The sequence below is a fragment of the Falsiroseomonas algicola genome, assembly GCF_011040385.1.
Lineage (GTDB): Bacteria > Pseudomonadota > Alphaproteobacteria > Acetobacterales > Acetobacteraceae > Falsiroseomonas > Falsiroseomonas algicola.
This window is the reverse complement of record NZ_JAAIKB010000012.1, coordinates 124,232-138,571: the sequence shown is the minus strand read 5'-3', so window position 1 is coordinate 138,571 and position 14,340 is coordinate 124,232. Positions and strand designations below refer to the sequence as shown.

12 protein-coding genes are annotated in these 14,340 nt (G+C 70.3%); 9 read left to right on the top strand and 3 right to left on the bottom strand.

Going from position 1 to position 14,340, the window contains the following annotated elements; all coding sequences use genetic code 11:
- Window positions 1-106: 106 nt before the first annotated feature.
- Genes G3576_RS23840 through G3576_RS23800 form a run of 9 tightly spaced genes read left to right on the top strand, consistent with a single transcriptional unit; the run spans window position 107 to window position 10,802 of the window.
- Entirely contained in the window at window positions 107-2,182 is a 2,076-nt protein-coding gene (locus G3576_RS23840) for a hydantoinase/oxoprolinase family protein (RefSeq protein ID WP_164696974.1), read from the top strand.
- Window positions 2,179-3,813 (top strand): hydantoinase B/oxoprolinase family protein, encoded by a 1,635-nt coding sequence (locus G3576_RS23835; protein ID WP_164696973.1) that lies wholly within the window; start codon window positions 2,179-2,181, stop codon window positions 3,811-3,813. The genes G3576_RS23840 and G3576_RS23835 overlap by 4 nt, the downstream gene beginning before the upstream one ends.
- Window positions 3,813-4,733, top strand: a complete 921-nt coding sequence (locus G3576_RS23830; protein ID WP_164696972.1) for an ABC transporter permease — start codon at window positions 3,813-3,815, stop codon at window positions 4,731-4,733. Before G3576_RS23835 ends, G3576_RS23830 begins: the two co-directional genes overlap by 1 nt.
- Window positions 4,730-5,587, top strand: coding sequence for an ABC transporter permease (locus G3576_RS23825; RefSeq protein WP_164696971.1), 858 nt, complete (start codon window positions 4,730-4,732; stop codon window positions 5,585-5,587). The genes G3576_RS23830 and G3576_RS23825 overlap by 4 nt, the downstream gene beginning before the upstream one ends.
- Window positions 5,587-6,576: an ABC transporter ATP-binding protein gene (locus tag G3576_RS23820; RefSeq protein ID WP_164696970.1), complete on the top strand. Its 990-nt coding sequence runs from the start codon at window positions 5,587-5,589 to the stop codon at window positions 6,574-6,576. Before G3576_RS23825 ends, G3576_RS23820 begins: the two co-directional genes overlap by 1 nt.
- A complete protein-coding gene (locus G3576_RS23815) occupies window positions 6,573-7,475 on the top strand; it encodes an ABC transporter ATP-binding protein (protein WP_164696969.1) in 903 nt (300 codons plus the stop codon). The genes G3576_RS23820 and G3576_RS23815 overlap by 4 nt, the downstream gene beginning before the upstream one ends.
- Window positions 7,472-8,449 (top strand): uroporphyrinogen decarboxylase family protein, encoded by a 978-nt coding sequence (locus G3576_RS23810; RefSeq protein WP_164696968.1) that lies wholly within the window; start codon window positions 7,472-7,474, stop codon window positions 8,447-8,449. Before G3576_RS23815 ends, G3576_RS23810 begins: the two co-directional genes overlap by 4 nt.
- On the top strand, window positions 8,446-9,285 hold the full coding sequence (locus G3576_RS23805) for an alpha/beta fold hydrolase (protein WP_164696967.1): 840 nt from the start codon (window positions 8,446-8,448) through the stop codon (window positions 9,283-9,285). Before G3576_RS23810 ends, G3576_RS23805 begins: the two co-directional genes overlap by 4 nt.
- Window positions 9,286-9,293: 8 nt before the next feature.
- Complete coding sequence (locus tag G3576_RS23800) at window positions 9,294-10,802, top strand: ABC transporter substrate-binding protein (protein ID WP_164696966.1); 1,509 nt, start codon at window positions 9,294-9,296, stop codon at window positions 10,800-10,802.
- Here the strand turns inward: G3576_RS23800 and G3576_RS23795 are convergent.
- The 3 genes from G3576_RS23795 to G3576_RS23785 all read right to left on the bottom strand — a co-directional run bounded on the left by G3576_RS23795 (window position 10,724) and on the right by G3576_RS23785 (window position 14,330).
- Window positions 10,724-12,082, bottom strand: a complete 1,359-nt coding sequence (locus tag G3576_RS23795) for a tetratricopeptide repeat protein (RefSeq protein ID WP_164696965.1) — start codon at window positions 12,080-12,082, stop codon at window positions 10,724-10,726. The two genes, G3576_RS23800 and G3576_RS23795, sit on opposite strands and share 79 nt — an antisense overlap.
- A 72-nt stretch (window positions 12,083-12,154) precedes the next feature.
- Window positions 12,155-13,132, bottom strand: coding sequence for a Bug family tripartite tricarboxylate transporter substrate binding protein (locus G3576_RS23790; protein WP_164696964.1), 978 nt, complete (start codon window positions 13,130-13,132; stop codon window positions 12,155-12,157).
- Between the two features lie 28 nt (window positions 13,133-13,160).
- Window positions 13,161-14,330: a sialidase family protein gene (locus tag G3576_RS23785; protein ID WP_164696963.1), complete on the bottom strand. Its 1,170-nt coding sequence runs from the start codon at window positions 14,328-14,330 to the stop codon at window positions 13,161-13,163.
- Between the last annotated feature and the right edge of the window lie 10 nt (window positions 14,331-14,340).

The following is a 14,340-nucleotide window of genomic DNA, read 5'->3' as shown; positions in this document are numbered from 1 at the left end:
GCTGCGTTTGTGCGTTGACCATCCGGCGCCGATCATGGCATCAAAATTGGCGCCAATCCAGAAGGACCTTCGCCGGCATGGCTGTCCGCCCGGTTTTCCCCTCGGCATGAGTGTGATCGCGCTGCCTGGCGGGCTTCGGATCGGCGTCGATTCCGGCGGCACCTTCACGGATGTCTGCCTGTGGGATGGCGCGGCGGGGCGGCTTTCGGTGTGGAAGGTCAGCAGCACGCCGGGCGACCCGAGCGAGGCCATCGCGACCGGCATCGGCCAGGCGCTGGCGGAAGCGGGGCGCGCGGGGACGGAGGTGGCCTATTTCGGCCATGGCACCACGGTGGCGACCAATGCACTGATCGAGGGCCGCGGCGCGCGGACCGGCATGGTGACGACGCGCGGTTTCCGCGACGTGATCGAGATCCGCCGCCAGATGCGGCCGGCCCTCTATGACCTGCAGGCCCGCAAGCCGGAGCCGCCGGCGCCGCGCGACCTGCGGCTGGAGGTGGCGGAGCGGCTGCGCTTCGATGGCAGCGTCGAGACGGCGCTGGACGAGGATGAGGCGCGTGCGGCGGTGCGGCGGCTGCGGGATGCGGGGGTGGAGGCGGTCTCCATCTGTTTCCTGTTCGGCTATCTGGCGCCGGCACATGAGGCGATGGTGGCGCGGCTGGTGGCGGAGGAGATGCCGGGCGCCTTCGTGAGCACGTCGCATGAGGTCGCGCCGGAGTTCCGGGAATATGAGCGCTTCTCCACCACCACGGTGAATGCCGCGCTGGGGCCGGTGATGCGCGGCTATCTCGGGCGCCTCGCGCCGCGGCTGGCGGCGATGGGCGTGAGCGCGACGCCGCATCTGACGCAGAGCAATGGCGGCGTGATTTCGGCCGAGGCGGCGTCGAGGTTTCCGGTGCGCACGGTGCTGTCCGGGCCGGCGGCGGGGGTGACGGGCGCGCTCGCGATCGGGCGCGCGGCGGGGGTGCCGGGGGTCATCACCTTCGACATGGGCGGCACCTCGTCGGACGTCGCGCTGATCGATGGCGGGCGGCCGCGCATGGCGGTGGATGTGGCGGTTCATGGCAATCCGCTGCGCGTGCCGATGCTGGATATCCACACGGTCGGCGCGGGCGGCGGCTCCATTGCGTTTGTCGATAGCGGCGGGCTGCTGAAGGTGGGACCGCGCAGCGCCGGCGCCTTCCCCGGGCCGGTCTGCTACGGGCTGGGGAACGAGGAGCCGACGGTCACGGACGCCAACCTCGTCCTCGGCGTGCTGAACCCGACCCATCTGCTGGGCGGACGCATGGCGATCGACCGTGCGCGGGCGGAGGCGGCGATCGCAAGGCTCGGCGCGCCGATCGGGCTGGATGCGATGCGGACGGCGCAGGGCATCATCAGCGTCGTCACCGCGAACATGGCGAAGGCGATCCGCGTCATCTCCGTCGAGCGCGGCTATGACCCTCGCGACTACGTGCTGATGGCCTTCGGCGGCGCGGGGCCGCTGCATGCGGCGCGGCTGGCGCGCGAACTCGGCATGGCGCGCGTGCTGGTGCCGCGCAATCCGGGCATCCTCTGCGCCATGGGGCTGCTGCTGAGCGATTTGCGCACGCATCTCTCGGCCGGGCGGATGCTGCCGCTGTCGCCGGACGGGCTGGCCGGCCTGCGGGAGGGCTTCGCAGGGCTGGAGGCGCAGGCGGCGTCCTGGTTCGCGCAGGAAGGGATCGCGGAGGCGGATCGCGCCACGGCGCGCGCCATCGACCTGCGCTATGAGGGCCAGGGGCATGAGCTGATGGTGGATTGCCCCGGTGGCCCGCTGGACGAGGCCGCGCTGGCCGAGGTGACGAGGCGCTTCGAGGCCGCGCACAAGCAGGTCTATGGCTATGCCTCGCCGGAGGAGCCCATCCGCGTGGTGACGCTGCGGCTGGAGGCGACCGGCCGCGTGCCGAAGGCCGACATCGCCGCGCATCCGCCGGCGGCGACGGATGTGTCGGACACCATCATCGGCACGCGCCGGGTCTGGCTGCCGGAAGCGGGCGCGGTGGTGGATTGCCCGCTGCATGACCGCCCGCGTCTCGGACCCGGGCATCGCGTGGCGGGGCCTGCGGTGATCGAACAGATGGACAGCACCACGCTGCTGCTGCCGGGCCAGGTCGCGACCGTCGATCCCTGGCTCAACCTGATGATCGAGGAGGCGGCGTGAGCACTGCCATCGATCCCATCACCGTCGAGGTGATCGGCAGCGCCCTTTCCACCATCGTGGAGGAGATGGGCAAGGCCATCATCCGCGCGGCCTATTCCGCCAACATCAAGGAACGCCGCGACTGCTCTGCCGCGCTGTTCGACACGGAAGGCCGCATCATCGCGCAGGCGGAGCAGATTCCGCTGCATCTGGGATCGCTGCTCGGCATCGCCGCACGCGTGCTGGGCAGCACCGATGTCGCGGCGATCCAGCCGGGCGACGTCTTCATCGGGAATGACGCGCATACCGGTGGCGGCACGCATCTCAACGACATCGTCTTCCTCGAGCCGGTCTTCGTGGAGGGTGCGCTGGTCGCCTGGGTGGCGAACCTGGCACACCATTCCGACTTCGTGGATCGCGGGCACGCGCATATCTTCCAGGAAGGGCTGCGCATACCGCCGATCCGGCTCTACCGCGCCGGCGTGCTGCAGCAGGATGTGATGGAGCTGGTGCTGCTGAACTGCCAGGTGCCGCGCGAGAGGGTGAACGACTTCCGCGCGCAGATGGCGGCGAACCGGCTGGGCGTGCAGCGCTACCAGGCGCTGGCCGCGCGCTACGGCGTGGCGGTGCTGCACCAGGCGACGCGCGAGCTGCTGGACTATGCCGAGCGCAAGACCCGCGCCGGCATCGCCGCCATCCCCAATGGCCGCTACGAATTCCGCGCCCCCTTCGACACCAGCCTGTGGCCCGAGCTGCTGCATCTGGCGGTCGCGATCGAGGTCGCGGGCGACGAGATCCGCTTCGATTTCGCCGGCAATCCGGCGCAGACGCGGTCCGGCCTCAACATGGTGTTCACCGCGCTGCAGGCGACGGTCTATTACGTCGTGAAGACGCTGCTGGACCAGGACACGCCGGCGAATGCGGGGTTCCACCGGCCGATCCGGATCGATGCGCCGGCGGGTTCCATCGTCAACGCGCTGCCGCCCGCTGCCGTCTACAGCCGCCACGACGTGGCGCAGCGGCTGGTGGATATGTGCTTCGCGGCGCTGGCGGAGGCGATCCCGGATCGCGTGCCTGCGGCCTCCACCGGCGTGACGGTGCTGACCATGAGCGGCACGCACCCCCGCACCGGCCGCTACTACGTCTACAACGAAAGCATGGGCGGCGGCTTCGGCGCGCGGGCGGGGCAGGACGGCATGGATGGCGTCCACGTCCACACCACCAACTCCGCCAATATCCCGGTGGAGGCGCTGGAATCCGAACAGCCAGTGATGGTCGAGGCCTACGAACTGGTGCGGGACAGCGGCGGGCCGGGTCGCTTCCGCGGCGGCATGGGCATCAGGCGCCGCGTGCGGGCGGTGGGGCATGAGGCGACGGTGAATCTCGGCGGGCCCTGCAACATCGTGCCGGCCTGGGGGCTGGAAGGCGGGCTGCCCGGCGGGCTGGCGCGCGTCGAGCTCTCTGCGGGCGTCGCCGCGCTGAAGCGGCGGGACGGGCTGATCCCGGATGGCGGATCGGGCGCGGCCGTGACCTCCGGCGGTGGCGGCCGCGGTGATCCTCGCCTGCGCGACCGCGACGCGGTGCGGCGGGACCTGCGGGAGGATCGCATCAGCGCGGAGGCCGCGCGCGACATCTACGGGCTGGAGGATTGATGGGGCGCTTCCTCCTCTCTCGTCTGGTCGACGGCATCGTGGCGATCTGGGGCGTGGTGACGATCGTCTTCGTCGTCTCCCGCCTGCTGGGCGACCCCGCGATCCTGCTGCTGCCGGTGGGGGCGACGGAGGAGCAGCTTCAGCAGTTGCGCGCCGGCTTGGGGTTGGACCAACCGATCTGGGAGCAGTACCTGACCTTCCTCGGCGGCGTGGTCCGGGGCGACTTCGGAAACTCCTTCCAGTTCATGCGCCCTGCCCTCTCCGTGGTGCTGGAACGCATGCCGGCCACGATGGCGCTGGCGGAATCGGCGCTGCTGGTCGGCGTGGTGCTGGGCGCCGTCGCGGGATCCATGGCGGCGCTGTTCCGTGGCACCATCGTGGAAGGCGTGGTGATGCTGCTGGCGCTGCTCGGCCAGGCGACACCGGTCTTCTGGCTCGGCCTGCTGCTGATCCTCCTGTTCGCCGTCGATCTCGGGCTATTGCCGACCGGCGGCTATGAGGGCCCCGCGAGCCTGATCCTTCCGGCGCTGACGCTTGGCACCTTCACCACCGCCAGCATCGCGCGGCTGCTGCGGTCCGGCATGCTGGACGTGATGAAGGACGACCATGTGCGCACGGCGCGCGCCAAGGGGCTGCTGCCGGGCACGGTCTTCCTGTGGCATGTCGCACGCAATTCGCTGATCCCCGTCGTCACCATGGTTGGCATCCTCGCGGGCGAGCTGCTCGGCGGCTCGGTGGTGACGGAGACGGTCTTCTCCTGGCCCGGCGTCGGGCGCCTGATCGTGCAGGCGATGGAGGCGAAGGACTTTCCCGTGGTGCAGGCGGGGGTGATGGTGATCGCGACCATCTTCGTCGTCATCAACCTCTTCGTCGATCTGCTCTACGGGCTGCTTGACCCGCGCATCCGGGCCCGGCGATGAGGGAGGTATGGCGGGCGCTGACGCGCCGTTCCGGATGGCTGGGCCTGCTGGGCGCCACGCTGCTGGTGGTGCTGGTGCTGCTGGCGATCTTCGGACCCTGGCTCGATTTGCCCGATCCCACGCGGACGAATCTCCGCGCGCGGATGGTGGCGCCCACATTGTCCTGGTTCAGCCTGGGTGCGCATCCGCTGGGGACGGACCAGCTGGGGCGCGACATCCTGTCCCGCATCATCGCGGGCAGCCGCGTGACCCTGATGGTGGCAGGCGCGGCGGTGCTGCTGGGGGGCGTGCTGGGTACGCTGCTGGGACTCATCTCCGGCTATTTCGGCGGCTGGGTGGATCGCATCCTCATGCGGCTGGTCGATATCCAGCTCGCGCTGCCGCTGATGCTGCTGGCGCTGATGGTGGTGGCCGCACTCGGGCCGAGCCTGCGCAACCTGGTCGGCGTGCTCGCCCTGGTCTCCTGGGTCCGCTACGCGCGCATCGTGCGCGGCCAGGTGCTGGCGGTGCGGGAACGGGAATTCGTGCAGAGCGCGCGGGCCATCGGCGCCTCCCATCCGCGGATCATCCTGCGCCACATATTGCCGAATGTGCTGACGCCGGCGCTGGTGGTGGCGACGCTGGAACTGGCGCGGGTGATCGTGCTGGAGGCGGGGCTTTCGTTCCTGGGCCTCGGCATCCAGCCGCCCGATCCTTCCTGGGGGCGGATGCTGGCGGATGGGCGGACCTACATCTCCTCCGCCTGGTGGATCATCACCTTCCCGGGCCTCGCGCTGATGCTGACGGTGCTGGCGGTGAACCTGCTGGGCGACTGGCTGCGGGACTTCTTCGACCCGCGACTGGCGGTGCGGTGATGGCGCTGCTGGCAATCGAGGACCTGTCCGTCGGCTTCGCGCGGGAAGGCCGCTTCGCCCGCGTCATCCCGGGCCTGACCTACGGCGTGGAGGCCGGCGAGACGCTCGGCATCGTCGGCGAGAGCGGCAGCGGCAAGAGCGTGCATGCGCTGGCGCTGCTGGGCCTGCTGCCGCAGCCGCCAGGGCGCATCCTGGGCGGGCGCGCGGTCTTCGACGGGCATGACCTGCTGGCGATGTCGGAGGCACGGCTGCGGGACCTCCGCGGTGGGCGCATCGGCATGATCTTCCAGGACCCGATGACGGCGCTGAACCCCGTGCTGACCATCGGGCGGCAGATCGCGGAGCCGCTGATGCGCCACAAGGCGATGTCGATGCGCCAGGCGCTCGATCGGGCCGCGGATCTGCTGGCCCTGGTCGGCATCCGGGACGGCGCGCGGCGACTTTCCCAATACCCGCATGAATTCAGCGGCGGCATGCGCCAGCGCGTGATGATCGCCATCGCCATTTCCTGTGAGCCCGCTTTGCTGATCGCGGATGAGCCGACGACCGCGCTGGACGTGACCGTGCAGGGGCAGATCCTCGATCTGATGGCGGAGCTGCGCGACCGGCTGCGCATGACCATGGTCTGGATCACGCACGACATGGGCGTGGTGGCCGGCATCGCCGACACGATTCAGGTGATGTATGCCGGCCGCATCATGGAACGCGGCCCCGTCGATGCCGTCTTCGCCAACCCGCGCAGCGCCTATACCTACGGTCTGCTGCAATCCCTGCCGCATGGCTCGCGGCCGCCCGGCGGCAGGCTGATGCAGATTCCCGGCTGCCCGCCTGACATGTTTGCGCCGCCGCCCGGAGACCCCTTCGCGCCGCGCAACCCCTTCGCCACGCCGCGCTGCCATGTTGAGGCACCGCCGCTGCGCCCCGTGCCGGACAGCGTGCCGGGCCACATGGTCGCCGCCTGGTACGACCTGCCGAGGCTGCTGGCATGACGGCGCCCCTGCTCCGCGTCGAAGGCCTGAGGCGGCACTACGCCAGCGGCGGCGGGCTGTTCGGCCGCGCGCGCTACGTGACCCGCGCGGTCGATGACGTAAGCTTCGACGTCATGCCCGGGGAGACGCTGGGCCTGGTCGGGGAGAGCGGCAGCGGCAAGAGCACCACGGGCCGCCTGGTGATGGGGCTGGAGGAGCCCGATGCCGGCCGCGTCGTCTTCGACGGCACCGATCTGACATCGCTGTCGTCGTCGCAGCGCAAGCCGTTCCGCCGGCGCATGCAGATCGTCTTCCAGGACCCCTATGCCGCGCTGAACCCGCGCATGCGCGTCGGTGACTTCGTGCAGGAACCGCTGCTGGTGCATGGGGCGGAAGCGGGGCCGGATCGGGTCGCGGCGCTGTTCCGCACCGTGGGGCTCGATCCCGCCTTCATGCAGCGCTACCCGCATGAATTCAGCGGCGGCCAGCGCCAGCGCATTGGCATCGCCCGCGCCATCGCGCTGCGGCCGCAATTCCTGGTGGCGGATGAGCCGATCACGGCGCTGGATGTCTCCATCCAGGCGCAGATCGTGAACCTGTTCCAGGATCTGCAGGAAAGCATGGGGCTGGCGCTGTTGTTCATCGCGCATGACCTGTCGATGGTGCGCTACCTCTGTTCGCGCGTCGCGGTCATGCTGCGCGGCCGCATCGTGGAGATGGGGCCGACCGAGGCGGTGTTCGGGGATGCGCGGCATCCCTACACCCAGGCGCTGCTCTCCGCCGTGCCGATCCCCGATCCCGCGCATGAACGCGGGCGGAAAAGGCTCGCCTTCGATGCGGGCGGCTATGCCTTCCCGCCGGCGGCGGCGCTGCGCGACCTTGGCGGGGGCCATTTTGTCTTGATGGGAGAAGCGGCATGACGCCGGCCGACCTGGTACGCGCGACGATCGCGGGGCAAGCCACGCCGCGCCCCGCCTTCTCCTTCTGGACGCATTTCCCCGGCATCGACCTCGACCCCGACGCCATCGCGCGGGAGACGGTGGCCTTCACCCGCGCGACCGGCGCGGATTTCGTGAAATCCATGCCGAACGGCCTCTATGTCGTGGAGGATTGGGGCGTCCGCGCGGACTATTCGGAGATCGCGGCGGGCGGCGTCGCGAAGGTGACGGCGAGCCCGATCCAGGCGCCGGAGGATTGGACGCGCGTCAAGCGCCTGGACCCCACGGCCGGCGTGCTGGGGCGGGAATTGCGGCATCTGGGGCTGCTGGTGGCGGCGCTGGGGCCGGCGGTGCCGGTGCTCGCCACCGTCTTCTCCCCCGTCACCATCGCCAAGAAGCTGATCGGCGGCAACGGCTTCGCGACCCATCTGCGCGATCATCCCGCGCTGGTGCAGGCGGCCATGGCGGAAATGGCGGAAACCACCGCCGCCTTCAGCCGTACCGCCATCGCGCTGGGCTGCGCGGGTGTCTTCTTCGCGGTGCAGGACGCGACCAGCGCGGTCGGCGAGGCGGCCTATCGCCGCAACTTCCTGGCGCATGACCTGGCGGCGCTGGAAGGCGCGAAGGCGGGCTGGTTCAACGCCGTGCACATGCATGGCGACGACATTCTCTTCGACCTGCTCAGCGAACTTCCCGTGCCCGTGCTGAACTGGCATATCGGGGAGACCGCGCCCTCCATCGCGCAATACCGCGCGGCCGGTGGCCGCAAGCCGATCCTGGGCGGGCTGCGCCGCACGCCGATCACCCAGGGCGACATGAACGCCATCGAGGACGACCTGGCCGCGATCCGCGCCAGCGGGAATGGCGTGCTGATCTCCCCGGGCTGCGTCATCCGCCACCCCGTCGATACCGCGCTGCTGGCGCGGGTCGGCGCGCGCATAAGGGGGGAAGCATGAAGCGGGTTGCGATCGCCGGCGCGGAACTTCTTGTCGAGGATATCGGCGAGGCGAAGCGCGGCACCATCATCCTGGTGCATGGCGGCCGCGGCATCGGCGACCATGCGGGGGAGATGGCGGCCTATCGCCCGCTCAGCGACGAATACCGCGTCATCGCCTATGACCAGCGCGGCTGCGGGCAATCCTCCCTCACGCCGCCCTTCACTTTCGACCGCCTGGCGGATGACCTGGAGGAACTGCGCAAGACGCTGGTCGGCGCGCCCTGCATCATCCAGGGCGGCAGCTTCGGCGGCATGATCGCGCTGACGCACACGCTGCGCCATCCCGGCAGCGCCACGCATCTGATCCTGCGCGGCACCGCGCCGAGCCACCATCACGAGGCCGAGGCGGTCGAGAACATCAAGGCGCGGCTGCATAAGGCGACCAGTGCCTCCGTCCGCATGGTGGAGAAGATGTTCTCCGACGCGGTGGTGGACGATACGGAGCTGCGGCTGATCTGGGCGGCGCTGCAGCCGCTCTACTACGAGCGATTCGATCCCGATGCCTCGATGGAGCGCACGCGGACCATGTCCTTCCACGCAAAGACGCATAACGACCTCTTCGCGGAGAAGGATTACGACCTGCGCCCCCGGCTGCCGGAGATCGCCGTTCCCACGCTGGTGGTGTGTGGCGCGGCGGACTGGATATGTCCGCCATCCCAGTCCAGGCTGATCGCGGAAGCGGTGCCGAAGGCCGAGCTGTTCATGGTCGAGGGTGCCAATCATTCGGTGCATGTCGAGGCGCGGGACGCGGTGCTGGCGCGCATCCGGCGCTTCCTGGCGGAACACGGGGCATAGGAGAGGTCATGAGAAGCATTCCCTTCGCGCGTCGTGCGGCGCTGGCAGCGCTGCTGGCCACGGGTCTCACGGGCCAGGCGCTGGCGCAGCCGCGCAACCTGACCATCGCGCTGTCCACCAACGTGAACACGCTCGATCCGCACAACACGACGACGATCGGCACCGACCTGTCGGTCATCAGCCACATCCACCTCGCGCTGCTGGTGCGTGGGCCGGACATGAAGCTGCAGCCGCAGCTCGCCACGGCCTGGCGCGCGGTGGATGACACCACCTGGCGCTTCACGCTGCGCTCTGGCGTCACCTTCTCCAACGGGGAAGCGCTGGATGCAGAAGCGGTGAAGTGGAACTTCGAGCGGGTGATGAACCCCGCCAACAATGCGCGGGTGCGGCCCTGGTTCGCGCTGGTGTCGGAGGTTTCCGTGATCTCGCCGACCGAGATCGAGGTGAAGACGCGCAGCCCCTACCCCGCGCTGGCCGACCAGCTCTCCACCTTCTTCCTGCTGCCGCCGCGCTGGACGCAGTCGAACAATCCCGCCAATGCCGCGGTCGGCGCCGGCCCCTATGAGCTGCGGCAATTCACCAGCGGTGACCGCGCGGTGCTGCAGGCGCGGGCGGGCTGGACGGGCGACCGCCCGGCCTTCGACAACGTCACCTTCCGCGTGATTCCCGAGGCCGGCGCCCGCATCGCCGCGCTGATGGCGGGCGAAGTGGACCTCATCACCGGCGTGCCGCCCAGCGAGATGCGGCGCATCGACCAGTCCGGCCGTGCGCGATCCGGCCATGTCGATTCCATCCGCAGCGTCTTCGTGAAGTACAACCTGCTGACGCCGCCCTTCCGGGACAGCCGCCCGCTGCGCCAGGCGCTGAACGCGGCGGTGGATCGGGAGGCGATCCGCGACGCGATCTGGAACGGCATCGGCAGCGTCTCAACCTGCCAGGTCCTGACCCCCGCCTATTTCGGCTACAATGAGTCGCTGCGCGCACCGGGCTACGATCCGGCCCGTGCGCGGCGCCTGCTGCAGGAAGCGGGCGTGCGGCCCGGCCAGCTGACTATCGAGTTCGAGGTGCCCGTCGGCCCCTATCTGCTGGCGCAGGAGATCACCCAGGCGGTGGCCGCGCAGCTGGAAGAAGTCGGCGTGCGCACGCGGATCGTCGAGATGGAGTTCGGCGCCTGGATGAACAAGTATCTCCGCGCGCCGACCATGGGGCAGATGGCGTACCTCTCGCAGGCCTGGCCGACGCTGGATGCGGATGGGCTGCTGGCGCTGTTCGAAAGCGGCAGCCCCTATGCCTATTGGAACGACGAGCCCTTCACCGCCCTGCTGCGCCAGGCGCGGCAGACGACGGATGCGGCCCGCCGCCGCACGCTCTATGCGCAGGCGACGCAGCGCATGTGCGAGGAGGCGCCGGTGCTCTTCCTCTTCACCCAGCCCGTGACCTACGCGACCTCCAACCGCGTCACCTGGCAGGCGCGGGGCGATGACTGGGTGCGGGCGGGCGACATCGCGCCGCGCTGATCCTCCCAGGCGCCGAGCGCGCGCTGCGCGGCCCGATCGCCGAGCAGCGCGGCGCCCAGCGCCTTCTGCCCGGCGCGCAGCGCGGCCTCGATCAGCATGCGCTCGAAAAGGTCGCGCTGCGCCTCGCTGCCACCCACTGCGCGTAGGCGATGGCGGAGCGGCAGCAGCAGCGCCACCGCCTCGGCCGGATCATCCCGCAGCAGGGCGATGGCGCGGGCGGCGGGCAGCCCGACCAGCGCCAGCACGCGCGCCTGGCTATCCACCTCCGCTGCCGCGCGACGCTGCATCGCCTCAAGCTTCATGGTCAGCGCGCCACGACGCCCGGCGGCGGCCAGCGCCAGCACATGGTGCAGGTCGATGAAGGCAAGGCCGGGTTCATCGGCGCGGCGCGCGGCGAGATCGGCCAGCGCATCCCAGCGAGCGGCACCCACCGCCACGCCCTGCGCTTCCAGGCGCCAGAGCAGCGACGCCGCATTGGCGAAGTCGCGCACATCCTCGCAGGGCAGGGCCGCGATGTCGCGGTCGAACAGCGCCAGCGCCGCATCCGCCTGGCCGAGATGCAGGTGGAACAGCGCCGCGTGCCAATGCAGGTGGCGGCCGAAGGACCCGCTTTCCGGCAGGCCGGGATGCAGCCCCGCGATCCAGGCCAGGCCCTGCCGCGCGCGGCCCTCTCGCTCCATCACATGCGCCACGGCATGCGCGCCCCAGAGGTCGTCCGGCGCCACGGCGACGGCGGCGCGGCCGGCGAGTTCCGCCGCCGCGGCGGCGCCCGTCTCCTCCAGCGCGAAGGCGTGGCAGCCCAGCACGAAACCGTAGCCGGGAATCGATCGGTCCCAGGCCGGCAGCGCGGATTCGACGGCAAGGCGCATGGCGGTGGCATCGCCCAGCATGAAGCGGATGGCATGCGCCAGCTTCAGCGCCATGGCATCCAGCGCCGCGCCGCGCAGCACGCCTTCCAGCAGCGTGGCGGCGGCCGCCATGTCCCCCGCCTCCGCCGAGGCCGACAGAGCCTGGACCAGGGCATGTTCCCGCGCCGTGCCGCCACGTGCCCGCAGCGCCGCGCGCGCGGCAAAGAGGTGATGGAGCGCATCGGGCCGGAGCTCAGCCCGTGCGGCGACCAGCGCGCCGAAGCCGGCCAGGACATGGGCCGACACCAGGCCGGGATCGAGGGCCAATGTCTGCTTCAGGCGGGCGGAGAGGTCCGCGCGATGCGCCAGTAGCGACAGCACCGCACCATCCAGCGCGGCCACCGCCTCCGGCGCCGCGCTCGTCAGTTCCAAGCCTCGGGCATCCCGCATCATCGCCGCCAGCCTCCGTTGTTGACGGGGGCTTCGCGGCGATGGATCGGAAGGTTACTCGGGCTGGTAGTTCACGCTCCGCAGCAGCTCCGTCGCGCGGCTGATCTCGTTGCGGATGAATGTCTTGGTCTGGTCGATGCTCTCCGTCACCGGCTCCAGCACCTGCGCGGTGAGGCGCGAGACGATGGCGGGGTCGCGCATGGTTTCCTGCATCAGCGCGTTCACGCGGCCGCAGATCTCCTGCGACGTGCCCTTCGGCGCCCAGGAGGCATACCAGGACTGGAATTCGTAGCCAGGCAGCCCGGCCTCCGCCATCGTCGGTACGGTGGGCGCCAACGGGGAACGCTCGCCAGCGGCGATGCCGAGGGCACGGACGCGGCCATCGCCCGTCGCCGGCAGCAGCGCGAAGGACGGGTCGATGAGGAGCTGCGCGCTGCCGCCCATCAGATCCGTCAGCGCAGGCTGCGTGCCGCGATAGGCGACCATGTCGAGATTGGCGCCGGTGCGGCGGTTGAACTCGATGGTCGCCAGGTGGCCGGCGGAGCCGAGGGAGGAGATGGCGATGTTCCAGTCCCGCGGATTGGCCTTCGCCGCGGCGACGACATCGGCGACGGTGCGCTGCGGACGGCTGCCGCTGATCACCATCACCAGCGGCGCGCGGGCGACGCGGGCCATCACCTCCAGGTCGCGCTCCGGATCGAAATTCGCGCCGCGCAGCACCAGCGGCATGACGGCGGTATTGAAGGCGGAGGCGAGCAGCGTGTAGCCGTCCGGCGCCGCGTTCAGCACTTCCCGCGTACCGACCAGGCCGGCGCCGCCGGTGCGATTTTCCGCGATGGCGGTCGCGCCCAGCTTCTCCTGCAGCTTCTGCGCCAGCAGGCGGGCGAGCGCGTCATTCGCGGCGCCGGGCGGCCAGGGGCAGACCACGCGGATGGTGCGGCCATGCGGCCAGGCGGCCTGGGCATGCACGACGGGCGCGGCCAGCAGGCCGAGGCCGCCGACGGCGGACTGGATCAGGGTGCGGCGAAGCATTTCTTTGTTCCTCCTTCTCGGGTTTCGTTCAGCCACGCACCCAGTCGAGGGGCACATGGACGTATTTGATGGCCTGGCGCCAATAGGTGTAGGCGATGTGCAGCGACCCGTCGGCGGCCTGGCGCAGCGAGGGATAGCTGAACTCGCGGTTCAGCCTCTCCTTCGAATTGTTGGTCATGCAGAAGCCGTCCCCGGTTTCGAGGTTGCGGCGATGCGGCCAGGTGAGGCCGCCATCATAGCTCACTGCCAGCGTCATCGGCGCGCGCGGCGCACCCCAGAAGGCGCTGCGCCCCTCGGCGGGCGGGGCAACCGGGGCTTCCATGTCGCTGATGTCGTCATAGAGCGAGACGCGGCGATCCGTCGCATCCTTCGCGCTGCTGTCGTTGAACAGGATGGCGATGCCGCCATCGGCCAGGCGGATCGCCTGGATGGAGGAGTTGTTGTTGGGCAGCGTGGTCGGCACCGGCGCGGTCCATGTGCGGCCGCCATCCTGCGACGTGCTGCGATAGACCCAATCGGCCCAGCGGCTGCGGTAGAAGGCGACCAGCGTGCCGTCCTGCATGTCGAGGATGCACATGTGGCAGGTGCCGGTGCTGTCGGGCACCGCGCGTTCGGTCCAGGTCTTCCCCTGGTCCGCGGAGAGCATGACGGAGGAGGTGTCGAGGTCGCCGGTCCAGGCGCCGACGGGCGGCTTGGTGCAGCGCCAGATCGGAAGCAGCCAGTTGCCTTCCGATGTCACGATGATGGGCTGGCGGATGAAGGTGCCGAAGCCCGGCTGCTCCCCGATCGTGGTCTCGATCGGGCCCCAGCTGTCGCCGCCATCGCGGCTGATGCGGCGGCGGATGAGGGCGGTGTCCTGGTTGCCGCTGATCTGCGCGGTCCAGAGCAGCCAGAGAGACCCATCCGGTGCCGGGAAGAGCAGCGGGTTCTGTTCCGACCGCGTCGGGTCATCCGACAGCGTCTGCGTCGGCGACCAGCGCGTGGCGCCAGGCTTGAGGCGGGAGAAGCGCACGGAGATGTCGGGCACCCCTTCCTGCGTGCCGCCGAACCAGACGCAGCCGAGATCGCCGCCCGGCAACTCCATCAGGAAGGCGGCATGGTTCTGCACGCAGGGCGTCGGGATGAAGCATTCCGTCCGCGCGGGATCGCCGGGCGCGGCGGCCAGCGTCTCGGGCTTCTCGATGATGCCGGTGTCCATCGCGCTTTTC

Excerpts from the sequence above, each read along its gene's own strand:
- G3576_RS23840 (WP_164696974.1), top strand. The coding sequence starts at position 107 with ATGAGTGTGATCGCGCTGCCTGGCGGGCTTCGGATCGGCGTCGATTCC.
- G3576_RS23830 (WP_164696972.1), top strand. The coding sequence starts at position 3,813 with ATGGGGCGCTTCCTCCTCTCTCGTCTGGTCGACGGCATCGTGGCGATC.
- G3576_RS23825 (WP_164696971.1), top strand. The coding sequence starts at position 4,730 with ATGAGGGAGGTATGGCGGGCGCTGACGCGCCGTTCCGGATGGCTGGGC.
- G3576_RS23820 (WP_164696970.1), top strand. The coding sequence starts at position 5,587 with ATGGCGCTGCTGGCAATCGAGGACCTGTCCGTCGGCTTCGCGCGGGAA.
- G3576_RS23815 (WP_164696969.1), top strand. The coding sequence starts at position 6,573 with ATGACGGCGCCCCTGCTCCGCGTCGAAGGCCTGAGGCGGCACTACGCC.
- G3576_RS23810 (WP_164696968.1), top strand. The coding sequence starts at position 7,472 with ATGACGCCGGCCGACCTGGTACGCGCGACGATCGCGGGGCAAGCCACG.
- G3576_RS23805 (WP_164696967.1), top strand. The coding sequence starts at position 8,446 with ATGAAGCGGGTTGCGATCGCCGGCGCGGAACTTCTTGTCGAGGATATC.
- G3576_RS23800 (WP_164696966.1), top strand. The coding sequence starts at position 9,294 with ATGAGAAGCATTCCCTTCGCGCGTCGTGCGGCGCTGGCAGCGCTGCTG.
- G3576_RS23790 (WP_164696964.1), bottom strand. The coding sequence starts at position 13,132 with ATGCTTCGCCGCACCCTGATCCAGTCCGCCGTCGGCGGCCTCGGCCTG.
- G3576_RS23785 (WP_164696963.1), bottom strand. The coding sequence starts at position 14,330 with ATGGACACCGGCATCATCGAGAAGCCCGAGACGCTGGCCGCCGCGCCC.